A 20,996-nucleotide genomic window follows, 5' to 3' on the forward strand; every position below is an offset into this window, starting at 1 on the left:
GGAGCGGCGGGATCCGACGGCTCCGACGGTGCTCCGGCGGAGCCTCCCGCATCAGGGGGCTGACCCGGGGACGGGCACGGGGCTGGCCCCGTGGCGGCGGGGCGGGCGGCGTCGTCACGCTCGACCCGTGACAGCGCGGGTGCTGATCGTCGACGACCACGCCCCCTTCCGGTCACTGGCCCGCCGGCTGCTCGTGGCGGGCGGTTTCCAGGTCGTGGGGGAGGCCGCCGACGGCGCCGGGGCCCTCGCCGCGGCGCGCGACCTCGTGCCCGACGTGGTCCTCCTCGACGTCCAGCTGCCCGATCTGGACGGCTTCGCGGTGGCCGAGGCGCTCGCCCGGGGGCAGCCGGCCCCGGTCGTCGTGCTCGTCTCGAGCCGGGCACTGCTGGACTACGGCCACCGGGTGGACGCCAGCACGGCGCGCGGTTTCATCGCCAAGGCGGAGCTCAGCGGCGAGACACTGCTGCGTGTGATCGACGGACCAGGACGGCCGGTGCCGTGCAGCGGCTGAGGCCCCGCACCCGCGCGGTGGTGGCCTCCGCCGGGGCGGTCGCCGGAGCCGCGGCGGCGGGCGCGCTCGTGTGGGGCGGCTACACGGTGCCCGCCGACCTGCTGGCGCCGACCCTCGTGCTGGACCTCGCCGTCGGCTGGTCCTTCATCGGGGTGGGCCTGGTGGCCTGGGCGCGCCGCCCGGACAGCCGGACCGGCGTCCTGATGGTCGTGCTCGGCTTCGCCTGGTTCGCCCGCTTCGCGGTGGCGGTCGACACCCGCTCCGGCTTCGTGGTGGGCGTCCTGCTCGGCTCGGTCCACCTCAGCGTGCTCGTGCACCTGCTGGCCACCTTCCCGGCCGGCCGCGTGCAGAACCGGGTGGAACGGGTGCTCGTCACGGTCGGCTACCTCCTCTCCGCACCACTGGACGCCGTCTTCCTGTTCGCCTTCGGGGCCCGGCGGCAGCTCGGGGAGGGGCCGCCGCCGAACGGTCTGGTGATCGCGCCGAGCAACGGGGAGTTCGACCCCTCCGGCGTCGACCTGGTCGTGCAGGGCGTGGTCGTCGTCCTGCTCCTGTCCCTGCTGGGCCTGGTGTTCTCGCGGTGGCGGTCGGCCGGCCCCGCGCAGCGCCGCACCCTCGCACCCGGCGCGGTGGGTGCGGCGCTGATCGTCGGAACGATCCTCGTCGAGCGGACGGCCGTCCTGCTGCTCATCCCGCCGGCCGTGGGGGTCGGGCTCGCCTGGTCGGCGCAGGTCGTCCTCGTCGTGTGGCCGCTGGCGCTGCTGCTGGGTCTGCTCCGCAGCCAGCTCGACCGGTCGGCAGTGGGCGGCCTCATCGTGGAGCTCGGCGCCGGGCTGCCGGTGCCCGAGCGGCTGCGCAGCGTCCTGGCCGCCACGCTGCACGACCCGTCCCTGGAGCTGGCCTACTGGCTGCCCGAGCGCCGTGCCTTCGTCGATCCGGCCGGTGCCCCGGTGCGCGTCGCCCCGGTCGACGGGCGGGCCCTGACCTACCTGGAGCGCGACGGCGAGCAGATCGCGGTGCTGGTGCACGACCCGGTGCTCGCGGGAGAGCCCGAACTGGTGGCGGCGGTCGCGGCGGGGGCGGGCCTGGCGGTCGAGAACGAGCGCCTGCACGCCGAGGTCCGCAGCCAGCTCCGGGAGGTCCAGGCGTCGAGGGCGCGGATCGTCGAGGCGGCCGACGGGGCGCGCCGGCGGGTGGAACGCGACCTGCACGACGGAGCCCAGCAGCGGCTGGTCACGGTGGCCCTCGCGCTGCGGCTGGCGCACACGCAGCTGGACACCGCTGAGCGCGGTGAGCTGGGCGTTCTCCTGGACGAGGCGGGCGCGGAGCTGGCCGGTGCCCTCGACGAGCTCCGGGAGCTGGCCCGGGGGATCTACCCGGTGCTGCTGACCGACGCCGGTCTCGGGCCTGCCCTCGTCTCGCTCGCCGAGCGCTGCCCGCTGCCGGTGGTGGTCGCAGGGGTGCCCGACCGGCGGTGGGCGGACGCGGTCGAGCAGACCTGCTACTTCGTGGTGTCCGAGGCGCTGGCCAACGCCGCCAAGCACGCGGGGGCCGCACAGCTCGTCGTCGAGGTGCGGGAGACCGGTGACGGCCTCCGGGTCGAGGTCTGCGACGACGGTGCCGGCGGGGCCGACCCGGACGGGTCGGGGCTGCGCGGCCTCGCCGACCGGGTGGCCGCGCTCGGCGGCGAACTGTCGGTGCGCAGCCCACGGGGCGGCGGCACCCGGGTGATCGCGACGGTCTCGTGCGCGTGATGGTCGCCGACGACGCGGCGCTGTTCCGGGCGGGCATCGCGCGGCTGCTCGCCGACGCCGGGTTCGACGTCACCGCGCAGGTGGGGGACGCCGCCGCGCTCCTGGACGTCGCGGACCGGGACCCGCCGGACGCCGTCGTCGTCGACATCCGGATGCCGCCGACGCACACCACCGAGGGCCTCGACGCCGCGCGGGAGCTCACCGCCCGCCACCCGGGCACGGGCGTCCTCGTGCTGTCGGCGCACGTGGAGCCGCACTACGCGATGCGGCTGGTCGAGTCCGGCGCCTCCGGCGCCGGGTACCTGCTCGAGGAGCGGGTCGCCGATCCCGGTGAGCTCGCCGACGCCGTCCGCCGGGTCGCGGCCGGGGGAGTGGTGATCGACCCCGGCGTCGTCGCCCAGCTCGTCGGGCGGCGCCGCGTGCGCAACCCCCTGGACGCGCTCTCGGAGCGGGAGCGGGAGGTCCTGGCCGTCATGGCGGAGGGGCGGTCGAACCAGGCCATCTGCGAGCGGCTGTTCCTCAGCCCGAAGACGGTCGAGGCCTACGTGCACAACGTGTTCACGAAGCTGGACCTGCACCCGGCGCCCGACGCCAACCGGCGGGTCCTCGCCGTGCTCGCCTACCTGCGTTCCTGACCGACCGCGCCGCCGGTCCGCGCGGCGGGCACGCCGCAGAGCCCGGGAGAGGACCACGCCGGTGGACGACCGCACAGCAGGGCGCCGGAGACTCGTCCGGTTCACCGGAGGACTCTGCGTGGTGCTGGCCGGCTGGAACGGCCTGGTCGTCCCGCACCTCCCCGGCCGGCCCGCATCCGCCGTGGTCGCGGCCGTGGTGGCAGCAGGGGTGCTGCTCGCCGCGGCCAGGCGGGTGGGCCTGACCTGGGAGGAGCTGGGACTCGGCCGGCGGCGGTTGGCCGCCGGGGGCAGGTGGGGCGGGGCCGGCGCGGCGCTCGTCGCCGCCGGGTACGCGGTGGCCGTGGCCGCTCCTGCGCTGCGCCCGCTGCTGGCCGACGCCCGGATCGCGGGTCTCGACGGTGCGGAGGTGGCGGTGCGGGTGCTCGTGCGCATCCCCCTGGGCACCGTCCTGTGGGAGGAGGTCGCCTTCCGCGGCGTCCTGCAGGCGGCGGCCGGCCGCGTGCTCCCGCGGCCGGCGGCCACGGCCGTGTCCTGCGTGCTCTTCGGCGTCTGGCACGTCCGCCCGACGCTGGACGGCCTGGCGGCCAACGACCTCGCCGGCGGGCCCCTCGCCACCGGCGCCGCCGTCCTGGTGACCTGTCTGTGGACGGTGGCCGCCGGCCTGCTCCTCACCTGGCTGCGGTTGCGCAGCGGCAGCCTGCTGGCGCCCGCGCTGCTGCACCTGGCGTCCAACTCCCTCGGCGTCGTGGCCGCCGCCACGGCCCTGCGTCTCCCGTGACGGCGCCTCCCGTGACGGCGCCTCCCGTCACGGCACCGGGAACGCGTCAGGCGGCGAGGAGGTCGTGCATCCGCTGCGCCCGCTCGGCGTCCCAGCCCGGCGGCTGGAGGACCTGCGCCCAGGCGTCGACGTACTGGGACGTGTACACGTGCCCGTGCCCGTCGGGGACGTTCGTGGCGAACGGCATGTCGGCCGTCACCTGCCAGAAGGTGACGAAGGGGATCCACCGCACCGCGTCGACGACGTCGTCGCCCCGGTGCTCCTCCAGCCACGTCGGGCGGGCGTACACCAGCTCCGGGGTCCACCACACGACGGGATCGGAGGCGTGCACCAGGTAGAGCACGCGGGTGCCGTCCCACGGCTCGCTGGCCGGCGCGACGTCCTGGGTGGGGTCGTCGGTGAAGCGGACCGTGCGGCCGTCCCGGTACTCCGGCGCGATCTCGGGGCTGCCCGCGTCCCGGTCGTCGACGAACTCCCGGAACAGCGTGTTGAACTGCGGGGGGCCGGCGAGGACCGCCCCGGCGGTCCGGTTGCGCAGGTCGTGCTCGCCGCTGAACGCGGTCTCGGCGCCGAAGGAGCCCAGGCTCTCACCCACCACGACCAGGCGCGGCCGGTCGTCGAGCGGCAGGCGGGACCAGCGGTCGTACACCGCGTCGAAGAGCTCCCGGCCGGACTCGCGGGCCCGGTCGCTGTCGACCACGTAGGAGACGAACGACGGCAGGTAGGAGTACTGGATCGCCACCGCAGCGGTGTCCCCGCCGGCCAGGTACTCCAGGGAGTCCACCGCACCGGGGTCGACCCACCCCGACCCCGTGGTGGTGACCACCGCGAGGACGGCGCGGTCCAGGCCGCCGGCGCGGACGAGGTCGTCGACGGCGAGGCCGGCGCGCAGCTCGGCGGTGGGGGCCGAGTCGAGCCCGGCGTAGGCGCGCACCGGCTGCGGGGCCGGTGCGCCGGTGAAGGCCGCGATGTCGTCGGCCGAGGGCCCGGTCCCCACGAACGTGCGGCCCTCCCGGCCGAGGGACCCCCAGCCGATGAGGGACCCCGGTCCTCCCGACCGCTCGGCCGCGGTGGGCGCGACCACGCCCTCGTCGGTCCGGTCGTTGCGGACGGAGAAGACCCGGTCGGCGGCCGCGACGAGCTGGTCGGCCACGACGCCGCTGAGCAGGAGCGCCGAGCCCACCACGACCACCGCCCAGCCCAGCGCGCGGGCGGCGCGGGCGCCGATCCACCGGTCGAGCAGCAGCGCGATCCCGGTGTAGACGCGCCGCACCGCGCGGGCCAGCGCGACGAGCACGACGAAGACGGCGCCGGCGACCAGGGGCACCACCACCACGGAGAACGCGCTGTCGGCGGGCGCGTCCATCAGCTCCCGGATGCGCGCCTGCCAGTAGCGGCCGTACGCGGTCGCCGCGACGAAGGCGACGAGCGCGACCCCGCCGAGGACGAGCCACGAGCGCCGCCGGGCGGGCCGCGCGTCCCGGTCGACGACCGCCCGCCAGGCGGCGGCGGCCACCACCCCGACGGCGTAGCCGAAGGCGGCGGAGAGGCCGCTGATCAGCCCCTGGGTCAGCCCGGTCCGCGGGAGCAGCGACGGGGTGAGCGACGCGCACAGCAGGACCAGGGCCCCGGCCAGGCCGGGCAGCGTGTAGCGGAAGGGGCGCCGGAGCGGTCGTCGCCGCACCGTCCGCCGTCCGTGCTGCGGTCGGTCGGTGTCGGTCCTGGTCCGGTCCTCGGGGACCGTGAGCTGGTCCACTCGGCGCATCCTCCCCCCGATCGGGCGCCGCAGGCGCCCGTCGGGACCTCGTGGACGCGGGAGTCGCCGTCCTGCGCCCGGTGGGCGTGTCGTGCCGGGGCCGGGGGTGCCGGCTCCGGCACGTCCCGGTCAGACGCCGGCGCCGGCCGGGACGGAGACGGGCTCGGTGTCGACGGCCGACTCCGGCGCCCTGCGCCAGATCTCGCGGTCGAGGCCCACCACGGCCCCCACGGCCACCACGAGGACGCCGAAGTAGACGTAGGCGGCGCGGTCGACGTCGGCATCGGCGAAGCCGAGCATGCCGAAGGTGAAGGCGCCCTGGCTGGCGTGGAAGAGCACGGCCATGAGCAGGCTGCCGCCGCTGCGGTTGAACAGCCACACGTAGAGGAACGTGATCACCACGGTGGAGGGCAGCCCGATCCAGCCGAGGTTGCCGAGTGCGACGAGCGGGACGTGCCAGCCCGCGGTCAGGACGCCGAGCACCCCGGCCGCCGCCAGCGGGGACAGCCGGTCCTGCAGGTGCGGCAGCGCGTAGCCGCGGAAGCCGGGCTCCTCGCCCAGCGCGCTGTCGGTCGGGTTGACCGTGCGCAGCGCCAGCAGCAGGACCACGTCGGTCCAGACGACCCCCGAGAGGTCCGGTGCTGGGGCGCCGCTCCACCACGTGAGGACGCCGGTCGCGAGCACCATGAGCACCGGGAGGCCGAGGGCGACGACGTACCAGACCCAGCCGACCCGCCACCGGACCAGCCGCGAGCCGAGCTCCCGGAAGCCCCGCCGGCCGTCGGCGACCGCGATGACCAGGAGCGCCGCGACGAGAGGGCCGCCGGGGAAGAACGGCGTGCCGAGCGAGGACCCGGCCAGGTCGAAGGCCCACGGCGTCCACGACACCAGGTAGGCGAGGGCGAAGAAGCAGGTCAGCCGGTGCTGCCGCACCCAGGCCACGGTGCTGGACATGAGGGCCTCCGTCGGGTGGAGAGGAACGCGACCGAGGGTCGGCCCGACGACCGGGGTCCGACCAGCAGGCAGGCCCTCGACCGGCCTCAGGGCTGACCCTGCACCTGGCGGCCGGACCCGTCGGTCGACCAGTACCTCCGGGCGCCCTCGCCGCACGGCACCGCAGCGGGTGGAGGACCCCTATCCGCGGTCGGGGAGCGGGGTGCGGCGGTACCACTCGGCCAGCCGCCCGAAGCCCTCGTCGAGGTCCACCGCGGGCCGCCAGCCCAGGGCCTCCCGGGTCCGCCGCTGGTCGAACCAGTGCGCGGTCGCCAGCTGCTCGGCGAGGAACCGGGTCAGCGGGGGCACCGAGCGCCGGCGGGTGGCCTCCCACACCGCCTCGACCGCGGCGCCGGCCAGCCAGGCCAGGCCGAAGGGCACCCGCCGGCGCGGCCCGGGGACGCCCGCGGCCCGGCAGAGCCGGCCGACGACCTCCGCGACCGGGCGCGGCTCGCCGTTGGAGACGACGAGGGCCTCGCCGTGCACGGGTCCGCAGGCGTCCACCGCGGCGACCAGCGCGGCCGCGGCGTTGTCGACGTAAGTGGTGTCGATCAGCGCCGCGCCCGAGCCGATCACCGGCAGCCGCCCGGCCCGCGCCCGCTGCACGATGCGCGCGACGAGCTGGGTGTCACCCGGGCCCCACACCAGGTGCGGGCGGACCGCCAGCACGGCCAGCGCGGCGGAGTCCGCGCCCAGCGCGCCGAGCTCGGCCACGGCCTTGGACCGCGCGTAGCGGCCGCGGGCCCGCGCGGGGTCGGCCGGCCCGGCGCCCACCCCGGTCAGCGCCGTCCCGGCGTGGGCCACCGACGGGGACGACACGTGCACCAGCCGCCCGACGCCGGCCACCCGGCAGGCGTCGACGACGGCGCGGGTGCCCTCGACGTTGGCGTGCGCGTACTCCGCCCACGGGCCGGTGACGTCGACCTTGGCGGCGAGGTGCAGCACGGCGTCCTGACCCCGCGCGGCGCGGCCGACGACCGCCGGGTCGGCGACGTCGCCGAGCACCTCCGGGCAGGGCAGGCCGGCGGGACGGCGCTGCAGGACCGTCACCTGGTCGCCGCGTGCGAGCAGCGCCGTGGCCGTGGCCCGGCCGAGCATCCCGCTGGCGCCGGTGACCAGCACCCTCACGGGCGGCGCCGCGCCCGCGCGCCGGCCAGCACCCGGGCAGCGCGGCGGGCCACCTCGCCGCGGTCGACCTTGGACTGGTGCCGGACGTCCACCGGCAGCGCGGCGGTGCCCAGCACCGCGGCGACCTCGACCCCGGCGGCGGCCCGCACCGCGTCGGCCAGCTCCGGGCCGGCCAGCGCCATCCGCCGCCCGCGCCGACCGGAGCGGCGTCCCGACGGCGCGACGACCACGACGACGACCTGCGCCCCCGCCGGGCCGACGCCGACGGCCGCGGCGGCCGACACGCCCGCGAGCCGCTCCACCCGCTGCTCGATCCCGACCGGGGTGACGACGCCCGCCGCCGTGGTGACGACGTGCTGCAGGCGCCCCTCGATCCACAGCCGGCCCTCGGCGTCGAGGTGCCCCACGTCGCCGGTGCGGTGGAACCCGGGGTCGCGCGACGACGCCCGCTCGAGCGCCCACAGCGCGTCGTAGCGGTCCTTGACGTGCGCGGCGCGGACGCAGACCTCGCCGGTCACGCCGGGGCGGTCGGTGAGCTCGCCGTCGGCCTCCCCGCCGGGGGACAGCGGGCTGACCCGCACGGTCACGCCGGCCAGCGGGCGGCCCACGCAGACGCCCTCGCCGTCGCCGGCCGCCTCGATGCCGGCCAGCGAGACGTCGGTGACGGGCAGCGCCTCGGTCATGCCGTAGGGGGTGTGCGCGTCGGCGGCCGGGAGCACCTCCCGCAGCGAGCGCAGCAGCGCGGCCGGGACGGGCGCGCCGGCCGACATGAGCAGCCGGACCCGGGCCAGCGCTGCCCGCTGCTCCGGGGTCAGGTCGCCCGCGGTGGCCGCGACCCGCCGCAGCGCCGCGGGGGAGGCGAAGACGACGGTCGCGTCGACGGCGGCCGCGGCGTCGGCCAGCGCCGTCGCGGTGAGCGAGCCGGGGGCGGTGACGTCGACGTCGGGGACCGCCGAGCCGATGCCCAGCGCCGGGCCGAGGATGGCGAAGGGCGCGAACGCGGCGACGAACCGGTCGCCGGCGGTGAGGCCGTAGGTGGACCGCACGAGCTCCAGCTGGGCGCCGGCCTGGCGGTGCGTGTAGACGACGCCCTTGGCCGGCCCGGTGGCCCCGGAGGTGAACAGCACGGCGCAGTCGTCGTCCACCGGGGGTTCGGCGGGCGCCGGCGCGGACCGGCCGAGCGTCTCCAGCTCGTCGAGCGTGTGCGCGGCGCCGGACCCGGGGCCCGGCCGGCCGGCGGCGATCCGGGTGCCGGGCAGGCGCATCAGCCGGGCCGCGGCCAGGCCCGGCCGGCCGCCGATGACGGAGTCGACCGCGGCGCTGCGCAGCGCGCGGCGCATGCCGCGCAGCCCCAGCCCCTTGTCGGCCACCACGACGACGGCGCCGGCGCGCCACACGGCGTAGACCGCGGCGGTGAGGTCGGCGGAGGGCTCCACGAGCAGCGCGACGCGGTGCCCGGGGCGGACGCCGGAGGCGGCCAGGCCGGCGGCCAGGTCGCGCACCCGCCGGGCCAGCGCCGACCAGGTCACGGTCGCGCCGCCGACCTCGACCACCGCGGGCGCGTCGTCGCCGGCGCGCTCCTCCAGGGCGGACCACAGCCGGCGTCCGGCGTCGCCCGCCGGGCGGGCCGGCGGCACCGGGCCGGTGCCGAGGTCGCTCACCCACTGTGCCACGGCCTGCGCGTACTGCGGGGCGTCCTCCGGGAGGAGGTGGGAGGCGCCCTCGTAGCGGTGCAGCCGGGCCTGCGGCAGGCGGCGGCGCAGGTCGGCCAGGTAGCGCTCGCCGAAGACCGGGTCGCGCGGGCCCCACAGCAGCAGCGCCGGGACGTCGAGGCCGCGGATGCCCTCGGCGACGGCCTCCTGCGCCGCGCGGGAGGGGTGGCCGCGGGAGAAGGGGATGTCGGCGACGAAGTCGCCCACCGACCGGCGCCGCGCCGCGGTCCGGTAGGGCGCGGCGAAGGCGCGCCGGACCCCGGCCGGCAGCGCCGGCCGGGACAGCGCCGTCGTGGCCCGGACGAACACCGGTGTGCCGACGGTGACCGCCGCCCGCACGCCGGGGGCGTCGGCGGCGCGGATGAGCGCGGGACCCCAGTCGCCCTCGGGCATGGCGACGGCGGTGTTGGCGAGGACGACGCCGCGCAGGTCCGCGCGGTGCTCCAGCGCCCAGCCGAGGGAGACGACCCCGCCCCAGTCGTGCCCGACGGTGACCACCGGGCCGGTGACGCCGAGGGCCGCGGTGAGGTCGCCGAGGTCGGCGATGCGCTGCGCGAGCGGCCGCGGCCCGGTCAGCCGCTCGGAGAAGCCCATGCCGAGCTGGTCGGGGGCGACCACCCGCCAGCCGGGCGGGGCGGCCGCGAGCAGCCGGCGCCACAGGTAGGACCAGGTGGGGTTGCCGTGGACGCACAGCAGCGTGCCCACCGGGTCCGCGACGCCGTTGTCGAGGACGTGCCAGGTGTGCTTGACGCCCGCGGCGTCAGCGACGGCGACCGTGCGCGACCACGCGGGGTCCAGGCCCGGCAGGTCCGGCGGGAGGCCGGGGCTGTCGGGGGCCCTCACCAGGTGAGCTCGAGGCAGGAGACGTTGAGGCCCGAGCCGATGCCCATGAGCAGCACGCGCTCGCCGTCGACGAGGGAGTCCTGCTGGCCGGCCAGCGTGTAGGGCACCGACGCCGGGCCCAGGTTGCCCCGGGTCGGGAAGGTGGTCGGCACCAGCGCCGGGTCGATGGAGAACCGGTCGCACATCGCCTGGGTGTGCACCTTCGACACCTGGTGGACGATGTAGCGGTCCATGCCGCGGGCCCAGTCGACCTCGGCGGCGGCGTCGGCCCACATGTCCTCCGACAGGGCCAGGCCGGCGTCGAGCAGGCCCTTGAGGTCGGTCCGCATGAGGTCGTTGTCGCCGACACACAGCTCGTGGTGCTCGGTGCCGGCGCGGCTCACCGAGGCGACCAGCCGGTGGCCCTCGGGGTGCCGGTCGGCGCGGCCGAGCACCATCGCGACGGCGCCGGAGCCCAGGGTCAGGGTGGCGAACTGCGCGATCACGTCCTTCGAGGTCGTGCCCGGCTCGTTGAGCCGCTCGAGGGTCCGCTCCTGCACCGGCCGGGAGTCCTCGCCGTTGACGACCAGGGCGTACTCGACCATGCCCGAGTCGATCATCGCGGCGGCCAGCTCCATGCCGTTGACGAAGCCCAGGCAGGCGTTGGTCACGTCGAAGTTCTGGCACGAGCGCGGCAGGCCGAGCGCGTGGTGCACCGCCACCGCGGTCGAGGGCTCGAGGTACCTGCGGCTGACCGAGGTGTTGACCATCAGGCCGATCGCGGCCGGGTCGACGCCGCTCTCGCTGATCGCCTTCGCGCCGGCCTCGGCGGCGCCGTCGACGAAGGTGACGCCGTCGGCCCACCAGCGGCGCTCGCGGATGCCGGCGAGGCGCTCGAGCAGGCCCGGCCGCAGCCCCACCCGGCGGTAGGTGTCGGCGAGCACGTCGTCGAGCGCGTCGGACGTGACCACGCGGGTGGCGTCGGCCGTCTGCAGCGCCAGGACGGCGGTGTTGCCGAAGCGGTGCGTGGCGTTGCCGTTCACGGGTGAGCCGTTCATTCGCGGGGTCCAGTCCTCGGAAGGGCCGGCCTCCTGCCCACCGCCCTCGTTGGCGCCTCCACTACCCGACCTCTGCACGCGCATTCCGCCAGTGTCCGCCCTGCCCGCCAGCAGCCGGTGCGGCGGGGGAGGAGCGCACACGGCCCCTCGCGGTGAGCGACGCCGCGCCGCCGGGGTGCCGCCCGGCGGCGGTGCCGGCCCTCAGGATGTCGGCGCCGCTCCCGAGGTGCCGGTGCCGCACTCGTCGCGGAGGTACGCCTCGACGTGGTCGCTCGCCGTGGACAGCTCGTCCCCGACGTCCTCGAGCCCGGCCAGCGACTGGGGGTCGGTGAGGTCGAGGTCGGCGAGCGCGTCGGCCGTGCGGTCCAGGCCGTCGGCCAGCGCGGCCCAGTCGGCGGCGATGGGCTCGGGGGCCTGGACCGCCCGCAGCTCCGCCGCGATCTGGTCGAAGGCGTCCCGCACCGAGGGGTCGTCGTCGCCGATGCCGTCCAGCGCCGTCTCGACCCGCTCGTCGATCCCGGCGGCCTGCGCGCAGAAGTCCCCGGCGCCGGAGCCGGAGGCGGTGGTCTCCCCGGTCTGCGCGGCGCTCGGGGCCGGCGAGGAGCTGCTCGCGGAGCCGCTCGCGGAGCCGTCCTCGCCGCCGCACGCGGCCAGCAGGACGACGGCGGCCGCGAGCGCGGCCCCGGCTCGACACGGGTGCGGGGTTCGGGACACGACGGCCTCCCGGGTGGTGGGTCGGGGTGACCGTGCCGAGGGTCCGCCGGGCCGGCGTCGCTGACCAGGGGGTCGGGCGCCGTGCGCACGGGTCCCGGGCTCAGGTCGCTCGCTCAGGGGGCGTCGAACAGGACGACGTCGCCCGGGGTGGCGGTGAACGGGTTGGCCCACTCCGACGGCGTCCCGGTGATGGGCGCGGCGTCGGTGACGACGACGAACGGCGTGCCCGGGTAGACGGCGAGCACCCGGGCGGCGGAGGTCAGCGTCTCGGTGCGCTCGAGCAGCTCGCCGCGGCGCAGCTGCCGCGTCGTCCGCTGGCCGCGCAGCTCCTCCCCGACCTCGGCGACCCACCGGGCGCCGTCCTGGTCGAAGGCGATCGAGCGGACCCGCCGCGGCGGGGGCGCGGGCTCGCAGCCGGCGAACTCGGCGAGGGCCTCGTAGAGCCGCTCTGCCTGCTCGTCGTCGCTGGCCCGGGGGAGGAAGAAGGCGACCACGGGCCGATCCTGCCGGTGGCCACCGACGGTCGGCCGCCGCCGGTCCCGCCGGTGCGGCAGAGTGCGGGCTCCGGCACGGGGCGCCGTGAGGGAGGGGCGACGTGGGGGAGGGGCGATGAGGGCGATCGTGGTGGGCGGCGGCGTCGCGGGACCGGTCACCGCCATGGCGCTGCAGAAGGCGGGCATCGACGTCACCGTCCACGAGGCGCACCCGGCCCCCGCCGGGGACGTCGGGGCGTGGCTGGGGGTGCAGGTCAACGGCCTGGACGCGCTGCGGGCGGTCGACGCGGACCGGCCGGTGCGGGACGCGGGCTTCCCGACGCCCCTGATCGAGTTCCGCAGCGGGACCGGCCGGGTGCTCGGGACGCTGCCGACCGGCACCGGCGGCCCCGGGGGCATCTCGCTGCGGCGGTCGGACCTGTACCGGGTGCTGCACGCGGAGGCGGCGCGGCGCGGCGTCGACGTCCGCTTCGGCTCCCGGCTGGCCGCGGTGGCGAGCACCCCGGGCGGCGTGCGGGCGACCTTCGCCGACGGGACCAGCGAGTCGGCCGACCTGCTCGTCGGCGCCGACGGGGTCCGCTCCACGGTGCGCACCCTGCTCGACCCGGCCGCCGCGCCGCCCCGCTTCGTGCCGGTGCTCAACACCGCCGGCTACGCCGAGCACACGCCCGCCGACGGGCAGGTGGGGCGGCTGACGATGGTCTTCGGCCGGCGGTCGTTCTTCGGCTGGCTCCCGGCGCCCGACGGCCGGACGTGGTGGTTCGCCAACCCGCCGGCGGCGCGGGAGCCCGCGCCCGACGCGGTCGCCGCCCGGTCGGACGCCGACTGGCGGGCGCTGCTGCACAACCTGCACGCGTCCGACCGCTCACCGGCGCCGGCCCTCGTCGACGCCACCCCGCACCCGCTGCGGGGCTGGACGACCTACGACGTCCCCGCCGTCCGCCGGTGGCACGACGGGCGCACGGTGCTCGTCGGCGACGCCGCGCACGCCACCTCGCCGGCCGCCGGGCAGGGGTCCTCGCTGGCCATGGAGGACGCCGTCGTGCTCGCCCGCTGCCTGCGCGACCTGCCGCGGCCCGAGGCCCTGGCGGCCTACGAGCGGGCCCGGCGCCGGCGCACGGAGCGGGTCGTGGCCGAGGGGTTCCGGACCAGCAGCGCCAAGGCACCGCCGGCCGTGGGGCGCGTGGTCCGCGACCTGGTGGTGCCGCTGGTGCTGCGGCGGCGCGACCCGCAGGCCTGGGTGCGCGACCACCACCTGGAGTGGGACGACCCGGTGCGGGCCGCGACCGCGTGACAGGCTCGGCCCATGACTCGCGTCGGCCTGGTCCTGGGTGGTGGCGGCGTCGTCGGGCAGGCCTACCACTCCGGCGTGCTGGCGGTGCTCGAGCACGACCTCGGCTTCGACGCCCGCCGGGTGGACGTCGTCGTCGGGACCTCCGCGGGGTCGATCACCGGCACCCTGCTGCGGCTGGGGGTCTCCGCGGAGGACCTCGCCGCGTGGACGGTCAAGGCGCCGCTGTCCGGGGAGGGCGGCGTGATGCGCCACGTCGCCGCCACGCCCGTCCCCGAGCTGGCGCCCTTCCGCCCGCTCGACGTGCTGCGCCGCCCCCTGCGGCTGCCCGGCCCGTCGATGGTGCACCGGGCGCTGACCCGGCCGTGGCAGTTCCGGCCGATGGCCGCCGGGATGACCCTGCTGGCACCCGGGCAGCACGACATCGTCGAGCAGCTGGCCGCCCTGCGGGAGCTGGAGGAGCAGGCGCCGGGCTGGCCGGCCGCCCCGCTGTGGATCACCGCGGTGCGCCGGCGGGACGGCCGCCGCGTGGTCTTCGGCCGTCCCGGCACGCCCGAGGCGCCCCTGCACCTGGCGGTCGCGGCCTCGTGCGCGGTGCCCGGGTACTTCGCGCCGGTCCGCATCGGCGGCCGCGGCTACGTCGACGGCGGCGTGCACTCCCCGACGAACGCCGCGGTCCTGCGGGGCCTGGGTCTCGACGTCGTCATCGTCGTCTCCCCGATGAGCGGGTCGGCCGGGTGGCGGCCGGACCTCTACGCGGCCGCCCGCCGGCACGCCACGCGGCTGCTGCACCGCGAGGTCCGGGCGCTGCAGGCCGACGGGATCCGGACCGTGGTCTTCGCGCCCGGTGCGCGCGAGCAGCAGGTGATGGGCAACGACATGATGTCGCGCGCCCACCTCAACGAGGTCATCCAGGAGTCGTTCCTCGCGGCCGGCCGCCGGGCGGCCGAGCCGGAGGTCGCCGACCTGGTCCGGCTGGCGGCCGGGTAGCTCCGGGCTCCGGCCGCACACGCGACGGAGGGGCACGGCGGTGTGCCCGCCGTGCCCCTCCTGCGCTGCTCGGGTGCGCCGCTCGGCGCGCCGCTCAGATCGCGCGGACGTTCTCCGCCTGCGGGCCCTTCTGGCCCTGCGTGATGTCGAACTCGACGCGCTGCGCCTCGTCCAGCGACCGGTAGCCGCTGCCGCTGATCGCCGAGAAGTGGCAGAAGACGTCGGCGCCGCCGCCGTCCTGCTCGATGAAGCCGAAGCCCTTCTCCGCGTTGAACCACTTCACAGTGCCCTGGGCCATGTCGTTCTCATTCCGTGCTGGGGGTGTCGGGGCCGGCTGGCGCCGGTCCCGGGTCGCCGCACCGACCGGCAGGACCGAGAGGAACGTCAGGCAGAGACGACTGCGGACGTCCGGGAACGAAGCAGAGGCACGACAGCGACCGGGACCGACTGTACGGGCTGCGCGCCGCCGCCGGGGCGGCGACCCGATCGGGGAGCGGGATCACACCGGACCCGGCGGCCGGCCGTGCCCGCGGGCCCGGCCGGCCGCGGCGCTCACCAGCGCAGGGGGTCGGTCACGCGGGAGTGCGCCGTGCGGCAGGCCCGGCAGTTGCCCCACGTGACGATGGCCAGCGGCGTCGTGGGCGCGCCGCACTCGGGGCAGTCGACCGGCTCGTGGGACCGGGAGCGCGCCTCGGCCATCGCGCGCGAGTGCTCCTCGTGGATCGCCTCGTCGCCCCGGCAGGGGCACCCGAGCGAGGCGTCGGCGCAGCGTCCCCGGTGGGCGGCGACGGGATGCTCCCTCAGCGGCCGCGGCGGGCGACCCGGAGGACCATCCCGTCGGCGCCGGCGAGGACGACGAGCCCACCGCGGCGGAACCGGGTGCGCGAGGGGGTGCGCTCGTCGGGGGAGACGTCGTCGGGCGCGTCGAGGCAGCGCTGCACGTCGGCGTCGCTCACCCCCATGCCGGTGGCGGCCTCCCGCGCGCCGCGGGTCATGCGCAGCCCTCCGGCCGGCTCCTGCCGACCCGGCTCGCGGTGACGGCCCGCGGAGCGGCCCGGGGCGGCGTCCCGCGGCGGAGGAGGAGCCGAGGTGTCGGTGCGGTCGTCGTCGGGTTCGTACCCCGACGAGGGGGGAGCGAGGAACAGCAGGGCGGGTGTGGTCATGCAGGGGTCCAGACGTCAGGGCGGGGGCGCGCGGCCTCTCCGCGGTGGGAGCGCCCGATCGGCGCGGTCTGCCCGGGCGCGGGGCGCGCCGCCGTCGGGCAGGGACGGTGCGGGCACCGAGCCGTCCCGCACCCCCGACGCTACGCGCCGGACCGCCGGGTCGCGGGACGACGACCCGATGGGACCCGGCGCGGCCCGGCGCGGCCCGGCGCGGCCCGGCGGGACCGGGGGTCCCCGGCGAGGCCTAGCGTCCGCGGGGTGACGACGACGACACCGACGGTCCAGACCTCCGGTGGCACGGTGCGCGGCACCAGCCGCGACGGCGTGCACGCCTTCCTCGGCATCCCCTACGCCGCCCCGCCCTTCGGCGCCCGGCGCTTCGCCGCGCCGCAGCCGGCCGAGCGCTGGGACGGGGTCCGTCCGGCCACCGAGTACGGGCCGACGGTGCCCAAGCCGCCCTACGCGCCGCCCTACGACGTGCTGCTCCCCGAGCCGCAGATCCCGGGCGAGGACTGCCTCAACCTCAACGTCTGGACCCCGGACCCGGGCGCCTCGGGGCTGCCGGTGTTCGTGTGGATCCACGGCGGCGCCTTCGTCTACGGCTCGGGGGCGGTGCCGGTGTACGACGGCACGGCCTTCGCCCGCGACGGCGTCGTCTGCGTGACGATCAACTACCGGCTCGGCGTCGACGGCTTCCTGCACTTCGCCGACGACGGCCCGGCCGACCGCGGCCTGCTCGACCAGGTGGCCGCGCTGCGGTGGGTGCAGGAGAACATCGCGGCCTTCGGCGGCGACCCGGCCCGGGTCACGATCGGCGGGGAGTCGGCGGGGGCGATGAGCGTGGCCTGCCTGCTGGCGATGCCGTCGGCGCGCGGGCTGTTCGCCCAGGCGGTGGCGCAGAGCGGCGCCGGCCACCACGCGCTCACCGCGGCCACGGCGACGCGGATCGGCGGGTACCTCGCCGAGCGGCTCGGCGTGCCGGCGACCCGGGAGGCGCTGGCCGCCGTCCCCGTCGCGGACCTGATCGCCGCGCAGCAGGGGCTGGCCCGGGAGGTCGCCCTCGCGCCCGACCCCGGCCGCTTCGGCGAGGTCGCGGTCAACCTCATGGCCTTCGAGCCGGTCGTCGACGGCGACGTGCTGCCCGACCTGCCCATCCGGGGCATCGCCGGCGGGTCGGCCCGCGACGTCGCCGTCCTCGTGGGCGCCAACCGCGACGAGCAGCGGCTGTTCCTCGTGCCCAACGGCGTCGCCGACCTGGTGACCGACCAGCTGCTCGCGCTGGCGCTCGCCGGCTACGGGCTGCCGGCCGACCGGGCCCTGGAGGTCTACGGCGCGGCCCGTCCGGGCGCGACGCCGGGGGAGCTCCTGGCCGACGTCGCCACCGACTGGTTCTTCCGGGTGCCGGCGATCCGGCTGGCCGAGGCGGTGGGGGAGCAGGGCGGAGCCGGCGGGCGGGCGTGGGTGTACGAGTTCTCCTGGCCCTCCCCGCAGTTCGGCGGCCGGCTCGGCGCCTGCCACGCCCTCGAGCTCGGCTTCACCTTCGACACGCTCGAGCAGGAGGGCCACGGCGCGCTGATGGGCGAGGCCGCCCCCCAGGCGCTGGCCGACGCGATGCACGGCGCCTGGGTCCGCTTCGTCACCGACGGCGACCCCGGCTGGGCGCCCTACGACACGCAGCGCCGGCCGGTGCAGGACTTCGGCGAGCAGGTGCGGCTGGTGAACGACCCCCGGGGCGACCAGCGGGTCCTGTGGGAGGGCATCCGCTGACCCGGGGTCGCCCCCCGCAGCCGTTCCCCTTGTGACCGGGCCCGGACCACCCGACGATGCAGCCCCTGAGGGGGGATGCACGCTCGGACGGCGGACGGGGACCAGCGGCCATGGACCTGCACCACGGCACCCACGGGAGGCACCGCCGCCGCCGCGCCACCGGCGCGTCGCCGGCGTCGCGCTCGGCGTCCTCCTGCTCGCCGGCGCCACGGCCGCCGTGCTCCTGGTGCGCGGCGGGCCTCCGCCGGCCGACGGGCGGGCCGGGGCGGCCCCGACCGCGTCCGGCGGCACGGAGCACGCCGGGCACACCACCGCCCCGTCGGCGGCGTCGGGCACGGGGGCGCCGTCCTCCGGCGCGCCGACGTCGGCGGCCAGCGCGGCCACCCCGGGGACCGGACCGGCGGTCGCGGTCGGGCAGGCGCCGCACCACCTCGCCCTCGCACCCGGCGGCGGCTTCGGCTACGTGGCCGACCCCGCCGCCGGCGCGGTGGTCCGGATCGACCCGGCCACCGGCGAGCCGACCGGGACGATCCCCGTCCCCGACGCGCCGCCGCAGATGGTCACCTTCTCGCCGGACGGCACGCGCGCCTACGTCTCCGCCTTCGACGCCGAGTACACGGCCAACGCCGTCGTCACCATCGACACCGCCACCGACCGGGTGGTCGGCGCCGTGCCGGTGGGCCGGGGCCCCTACGCCCTGTCCACCACCCCCGACGGGCGGCTGCTCTACGTGCCCTACTTCGACGAGGACCACCTCGACGTCCTCGACCCGGCCACCGGCGCCCTGGTGCGGCGCATCGACGTCGCGCCGTCCCCGCACTGGATCGCGTTCGCGCCCGACGGCCGCCGCGCCTACGTGACCAACCACTTCTCCGACGTGGTCACCGTCCTCGACCTGGCGACGAACGACGTGGTGACGACGATCCCGGTGGGTGACGGGCCGCACAGCCTGGAGTTCTCACCCGACGGCACCCGCCTGGCGCTGGTCGACTACATCGGCGGCGACGTCGTGCTCGTCGACCCCGCGAGCGACAGCGTGGTGGCCACCGTGCCCGGCGTGGGCGCCGGGCCGCAGGACGTCACCTGGGCGCCCGACGGCCGGCACCTCTACACCGCGAACGTCGACGAGGGCACCGTCGGGGTGGTCGACGTCGCGTCGGGCACCGTCACCGCCCGGGTGCCCACCGGCACCGACCCGACCAGCGTCACGGTCACCCCGGACGGGCGGGGGCTGCTGGTCACGAACTTCGGCGACGGCACGATCCGCCTGCTCGACGCCGCGCCCGGCGGGTGAGCGCCGTCAGGAGACGCGCAGCCGGTCGGCCCCGAACACCGGCACCCCGCCGACGACGGTGGCGACGACCTCGATCGACGCGATCGCCGTCGGGTCGACCCGGGCGGGGTCGTCGCCGAGCACGACCAGGTCGGCCAGCAGGCCCCGCGCGAGGGTCCCCTTCTCGTGCTCCTGGTGGTCGGCGTACGCCGAGCCGTGGGTGTAGGCGCGCAGCGCCTCCTCGACGGTGAGCGCCTCGGCCGGGGTGAACGGCTGCCCGGATCCGGTGCGCCGGTTCACCAGGTCGTGGATGCCGAGCAGCGGTGCGCCCCGCACGACGGGGCAGTCGGAGCTGCCGGGCAGGACGACCCCGGCGTCGAGCCAGCTGCGCTGCCGGTAGCACAGCCGGGCCCGCTCGGGCCCGAGCGCCTGCAGCATCCCGTCGCCGATCTCGCCGACGAAGTGCCCCTGCGGCACCGGGACCACCCCCAGCGCGGCCAGGCGCGCGACCTGGTCGTCGCCCGCCACCCCGGCGTGCTCCACGCGGTGGCGGGGGTCGGGACGCGGGAAGCGCCGCTGGGCGTCGTCGTAGGCGTCCAGGACGACGTCGAGGGCGGCGTCGCCGATCGCGTGCGTGGCCACCTGCCAGCCGTGGGCGTGCGCGGCCACGATCCGCTCGTGCAGCCACTGCGCCTCGTGCTGCAGGAAGCCGCTGGTGTCCGGCCGGTCGGCGTAGGGGACGCGCATCGCCGCCGTCCGCCCGATCAGCGAGCCGTCGGAGAACACCTTCACCGCCCCGACGCGCACCCACTCGTCACCCAGCCCGGTGCGCACCCCGAGGTCCACGCCGAACCAGGGGTGTCCCGGCTCGACGTCGCCGATCTCGTGCAGGGCGTCGACGGCCGGCATCAGGGTGGCCCGGACGCGGAGGAGGCCGCGCTCGCGGGCGGTGAGGTAGGCGGCGAGGTCGGCGGGGCTGTTGCCGGCCAGCCCCGCGCAGATGCCCGGCTCGGTGATGCTGGTGGTGCCCTCGGACAGCGCCACGTCGCTGGCCAGGCCGATGCCGGCGACCCAGTCCTCGAACGGCTCCGGGCGCAGCACCGCGTGCGCGAGCCCCTGGGCCTGCTCGGCCAGCAGCCCGAGCGGGCGGCCCCGCTCGTCGCGCTCGACGTGCCCGCCGGGGACGTCGGGCACCGCGTCGAGGTCGGCGAACCCCGCGCGGGCGAAGCCCTCGGTGCTCAGCACGCCCATGTGCCCGGAGTTGTGCGACAGCCAGACCGCCCGCCCGCCCGCCGCGCGGTCGAGGGCCTCCCGCGTCGGGTGCCCGCCGATCTTGTTCTGGTCGTAGCCGTGCCCGAGGACCCACGCGCCGGGCTCGAGGGCGGCGGCGCGCTCGGCCACCCGTGCGTAGAGCTGCTCGAGGGTGGCGGTCCCGGGGGAGGTCAGGTCCACCTGGCGCAGCCGCTGCCCGCGCATGCTCAGGTGCTGGTGGGCGTCGTGGAACCCGGGGACGACGGGCGCGCCGCGCAGGTCGACCACCGTGTCCGCGGTGCACCCGGCCAGGTCGTCGTCGAGGCCGGCGACCCGGCCCCGCCACACGCCCAGCCGGCGGGCGCGCGGCCGGCCGGGGTCGCCGGTGGTGATGTCGCCGTCGACGTAGAGCACGTCCAGCCGCACCGCGTCGTCCTTCCTCGCACCGGATGGGGACCGGGCCAGTGTGACCCGTCCCGGCCCGCCGTCCCGGCCCGCGCCGCCCGGTGCCGGCCGGCAGGTGGCGGACAGGTCGGTTCCGCGGCGTCCGGCGCGGGCCCCCTCTGCCACCCTCGTCGCGGCCCTCGACGCCGGACGCGGTCCGGACGTCCCGCGAGGCGGGGATCGCGTTCGCGCCGGGCAGGGCGGCCAACGCCGGGGGCGTGGCCACCCCGGCGCTGGAGACACCTCGGCGCTGGAGACGCGCAGGACGCCTCGCGCGACCGGTGTTCCGTCGAGCACACCGAGGCCCGGCTGGCCGAGGTCGTGCGCGACGTCCAGGAGCGCTGCTCGTCCACCGCCGAGGGGTACGGCGCGCCCGGCGACCTGGTGCTCGGCGCGGACGTGGCCGGCTTCCTCGAGGTCGCCGAGGCCGTGCACGCTCTCGGGCCGATCTGAGGACGGCGG

20 protein-coding genes and 1 pseudogene are annotated in these 20,996 nt (G+C 77.5%); 10 read left to right on the plus strand and 11 right to left on the minus strand.

The window, feature by feature from the left end; genetic code table 11:
- The first annotated feature begins 127 nt into the window (after positions 1–127).
- The 4 genes from ACU616_RS20990 to ACU616_RS21005 all read left to right on the plus strand — a co-directional run bounded on the left by ACU616_RS20990 (position 128) and on the right by ACU616_RS21005 (position 3,678).
- Complete coding sequence (locus ACU616_RS20990; protein WP_446760350.1) at positions 128–511, plus strand: response regulator; 384 nt, start codon at positions 128–130, stop codon at positions 509–511.
- A complete protein-coding gene (locus ACU616_RS20995) occupies positions 499–2,265 on the plus strand; it encodes a sensor histidine kinase (RefSeq protein WP_446760351.1) in 1,767 nt (588 codons plus the stop codon). Before ACU616_RS20990 ends, ACU616_RS20995 begins: the two co-directional genes overlap by 13 nt.
- Positions 2,265–2,900 (plus strand): response regulator transcription factor, encoded by a 636-nt coding sequence (locus ACU616_RS21000; RefSeq protein ID WP_446760352.1) that lies wholly within the window; start codon positions 2,265–2,267, stop codon positions 2,898–2,900. Before ACU616_RS20995 ends, ACU616_RS21000 begins: the two co-directional genes overlap by 1 nt.
- A 118-nt stretch (positions 2,901–3,018) precedes the next feature.
- A complete protein-coding gene (locus tag ACU616_RS21005; RefSeq protein WP_446760353.1) occupies positions 3,019–3,678 on the plus strand; it encodes a CPBP family intramembrane glutamic endopeptidase in 660 nt (219 codons plus the stop codon).
- A 46-nt stretch (positions 3,679–3,724) separates the two neighbouring features.
- Here the strand turns inward: ACU616_RS21005 and ACU616_RS21010 are convergent, their stop codons facing one another.
- The 7 genes from ACU616_RS21010 to ACU616_RS21040 all read right to left on the minus strand — a co-directional run bounded on the left by ACU616_RS21010 (position 3,725) and on the right by ACU616_RS21040 (position 12,355).
- Entirely contained in the window at positions 3,725–5,434 is a 1,710-nt protein-coding gene (locus ACU616_RS21010) for an alpha/beta hydrolase (protein WP_446760354.1), read from the minus strand.
- A 129-nt stretch (positions 5,435–5,563) separates the two neighbouring features.
- Complete coding sequence (locus tag ACU616_RS21015) at positions 5,564–6,388, minus strand: CPBP family intramembrane glutamic endopeptidase (RefSeq protein WP_446760355.1); 825 nt, start codon at positions 6,386–6,388, stop codon at positions 5,564–5,566.
- A gap of 180 nt (positions 6,389–6,568) precedes the next feature.
- On the minus strand, positions 6,569–7,555 hold the full coding sequence (locus tag ACU616_RS21020) for an NAD-dependent epimerase/dehydratase family protein (RefSeq protein WP_446760356.1): 987 nt from the start codon (positions 7,553–7,555) through the stop codon (positions 6,569–6,571).
- A complete protein-coding gene (locus tag ACU616_RS21025) occupies positions 7,552–10,110 on the minus strand; it encodes an alpha/beta fold hydrolase (RefSeq protein WP_446760357.1) in 2,559 nt (852 codons plus the stop codon). Before ACU616_RS21025 ends, ACU616_RS21020 begins: the two co-directional genes overlap by 4 nt.
- A complete protein-coding gene (locus ACU616_RS21030; RefSeq protein ID WP_446760358.1) occupies positions 10,107–11,147 on the minus strand; it encodes a 3-oxoacyl-ACP synthase III in 1,041 nt (346 codons plus the stop codon). The genes ACU616_RS21025 and ACU616_RS21030 overlap by 4 nt, the downstream gene beginning before the upstream one ends.
- Before the next feature lie 201 nt (positions 11,148–11,348).
- The gene (locus ACU616_RS21035) at positions 11,349–11,861 is read right to left on the minus strand and encodes a hypothetical protein (protein ID WP_446760359.1); all 513 of its coding nucleotides are present in this window, start codon (positions 11,859–11,861) and stop codon (positions 11,349–11,351) included.
- 113 nt (positions 11,862–11,974) lie between these two features.
- Entirely contained in the window at positions 11,975–12,355 is a 381-nt protein-coding gene (locus ACU616_RS21040; protein ID WP_446760360.1) for a hypothetical protein, read from the minus strand.
- Positions 12,356–12,470: 115 nt separating this feature from the next.
- Between ACU616_RS21040 and ACU616_RS21045 the strand changes: the two genes are divergently transcribed.
- Together ACU616_RS21045 and ACU616_RS21050 are read left to right on the plus strand one after the other, a co-directional pair.
- Positions 12,471–13,649 (plus strand): FAD-dependent oxidoreductase, encoded by a 1,179-nt coding sequence (locus ACU616_RS21045; RefSeq protein WP_446760361.1) that lies wholly within the window; start codon positions 12,471–12,473, stop codon positions 13,647–13,649.
- A 12-nt stretch (positions 13,650–13,661) separates the two neighbouring features.
- Positions 13,662–14,636, plus strand: a complete 975-nt coding sequence (locus ACU616_RS21050; RefSeq protein WP_446760362.1) for a patatin-like phospholipase family protein — start codon at positions 13,662–13,664, stop codon at positions 14,634–14,636.
- A gap of 94 nt (positions 14,637–14,730) precedes the next feature.
- Here the strand turns inward: ACU616_RS21050 and ACU616_RS21055 are convergent, their stop codons facing one another.
- The 3 genes from ACU616_RS21055 to ACU616_RS21065 form a co-directional block, all read right to left on the minus strand.
- Positions 14,731–14,934: a cold-shock protein gene (locus ACU616_RS21055; RefSeq protein ID WP_446760363.1), complete on the minus strand. Its 204-nt coding sequence runs from the start codon at positions 14,932–14,934 to the stop codon at positions 14,731–14,733.
- Positions 14,935–15,188: 254 nt separating this feature from the next.
- Entirely contained in the window at positions 15,189–15,335 is a 147-nt protein-coding gene (locus ACU616_RS21060) for a hypothetical protein (RefSeq protein WP_446760364.1), read from the minus strand.
- Positions 15,336–15,436: 101 nt separating this feature from the next.
- Positions 15,437–15,799: a hypothetical protein gene (locus ACU616_RS21065; protein ID WP_446760365.1), complete on the minus strand. Its 363-nt coding sequence runs from the start codon at positions 15,797–15,799 to the stop codon at positions 15,437–15,439.
- Between the two features lie 258 nt (positions 15,800–16,057).
- On the opposite strand from ACU616_RS21065, the gene ACU616_RS21070 reads away from it, so the two are divergent.
- Both ACU616_RS21070 and ACU616_RS21075 read left to right on the plus strand, forming a co-directional pair.
- Positions 16,058–17,566: a carboxylesterase/lipase family protein gene (locus ACU616_RS21070; protein ID WP_446760366.1), complete on the plus strand. Its 1,509-nt coding sequence runs from the start codon at positions 16,058–16,060 to the stop codon at positions 17,564–17,566.
- A 226-nt stretch (positions 17,567–17,792) separates the two neighbouring features.
- Positions 17,793–18,860, plus strand: coding sequence for a cytochrome D1 domain-containing protein (locus ACU616_RS21075; RefSeq protein ID WP_446760367.1), 1,068 nt, complete (start codon positions 17,793–17,795; stop codon positions 18,858–18,860).
- Between the two features lie 6 nt (positions 18,861–18,866).
- On the opposite strand, the gene ACU616_RS21080 is transcribed toward ACU616_RS21075, so the two are convergent.
- The gene (locus ACU616_RS21080) at positions 18,867–20,516 is read right to left on the minus strand and encodes an amidohydrolase (RefSeq protein ID WP_446760368.1); all 1,650 of its coding nucleotides are present in this window, start codon (positions 20,514–20,516) and stop codon (positions 18,867–18,869) included.
- Between the two features lie 80 nt (positions 20,517–20,596).
- Here ACU616_RS21080 and ACU616_RS21085 point away from each other — a divergent pair.
- Together ACU616_RS21085 and ACU616_RS21090 are read left to right on the plus strand one after the other, a co-directional pair.
- Positions 20,597–20,728 (plus strand): annotated as a pseudogene (locus ACU616_RS21085) (hypothetical protein); the annotation flags it as partial.
- 127 nt (positions 20,729–20,855) lie between these two features.
- A complete protein-coding gene (locus tag ACU616_RS21090) occupies positions 20,856–20,987 on the plus strand; it encodes a hypothetical protein (RefSeq protein ID WP_446761542.1) in 132 nt (43 codons plus the stop codon).
- Positions 20,988–20,996 lie beyond the last annotated feature (9 nt).

It is taken from the genome of Geodermatophilus sp. URMC 62, from assembly GCF_052931475.1.

Bases quoted from the DNA above. Each gene is read 5' to 3' on its own strand.
- ACU616_RS21050 (WP_446760362.1), top strand. From the start codon at position 13,662: ATGACTCGCGTCGGCCTGGTCCTGGGTGGTGGCGGCGTCGTCGGGCAG.
- ACU616_RS21065 (WP_446760365.1), bottom strand. From the start codon at position 15,799: ATGACCACACCCGCCCTGCTGTTCCTCGCTCCCCCCTCGTCGGGGTAC.
- ACU616_RS21045 (WP_446760361.1), top strand. From the start codon at position 12,471: ATGAGGGCGATCGTGGTGGGCGGCGGCGTCGCGGGACCGGTCACCGCC.
- ACU616_RS21030 (WP_446760358.1), bottom strand. From the start codon at position 11,147: ATGAACGGCTCACCCGTGAACGGCAACGCCACGCACCGCTTCGGCAAC.
- ACU616_RS21055 (WP_446760363.1), bottom strand. From the start codon at position 14,934: ATGGCCCAGGGCACTGTGAAGTGGTTCAACGCGGAGAAGGGCTTCGGC.
- ACU616_RS21015 (WP_446760355.1), bottom strand. From the start codon at position 6,388: ATGTCCAGCACCGTGGCCTGGGTGCGGCAGCACCGGCTGACCTGCTTC.
- ACU616_RS21060 (WP_446760364.1), bottom strand. From the start codon at position 15,335: ATGGCCGAGGCGCGCTCCCGGTCCCACGAGCCGGTCGACTGCCCCGAG.
- ACU616_RS21000 (WP_446760352.1), top strand. From the start codon at position 2,265: ATGGTCGCCGACGACGCGGCGCTGTTCCGGGCGGGCATCGCGCGGCTG.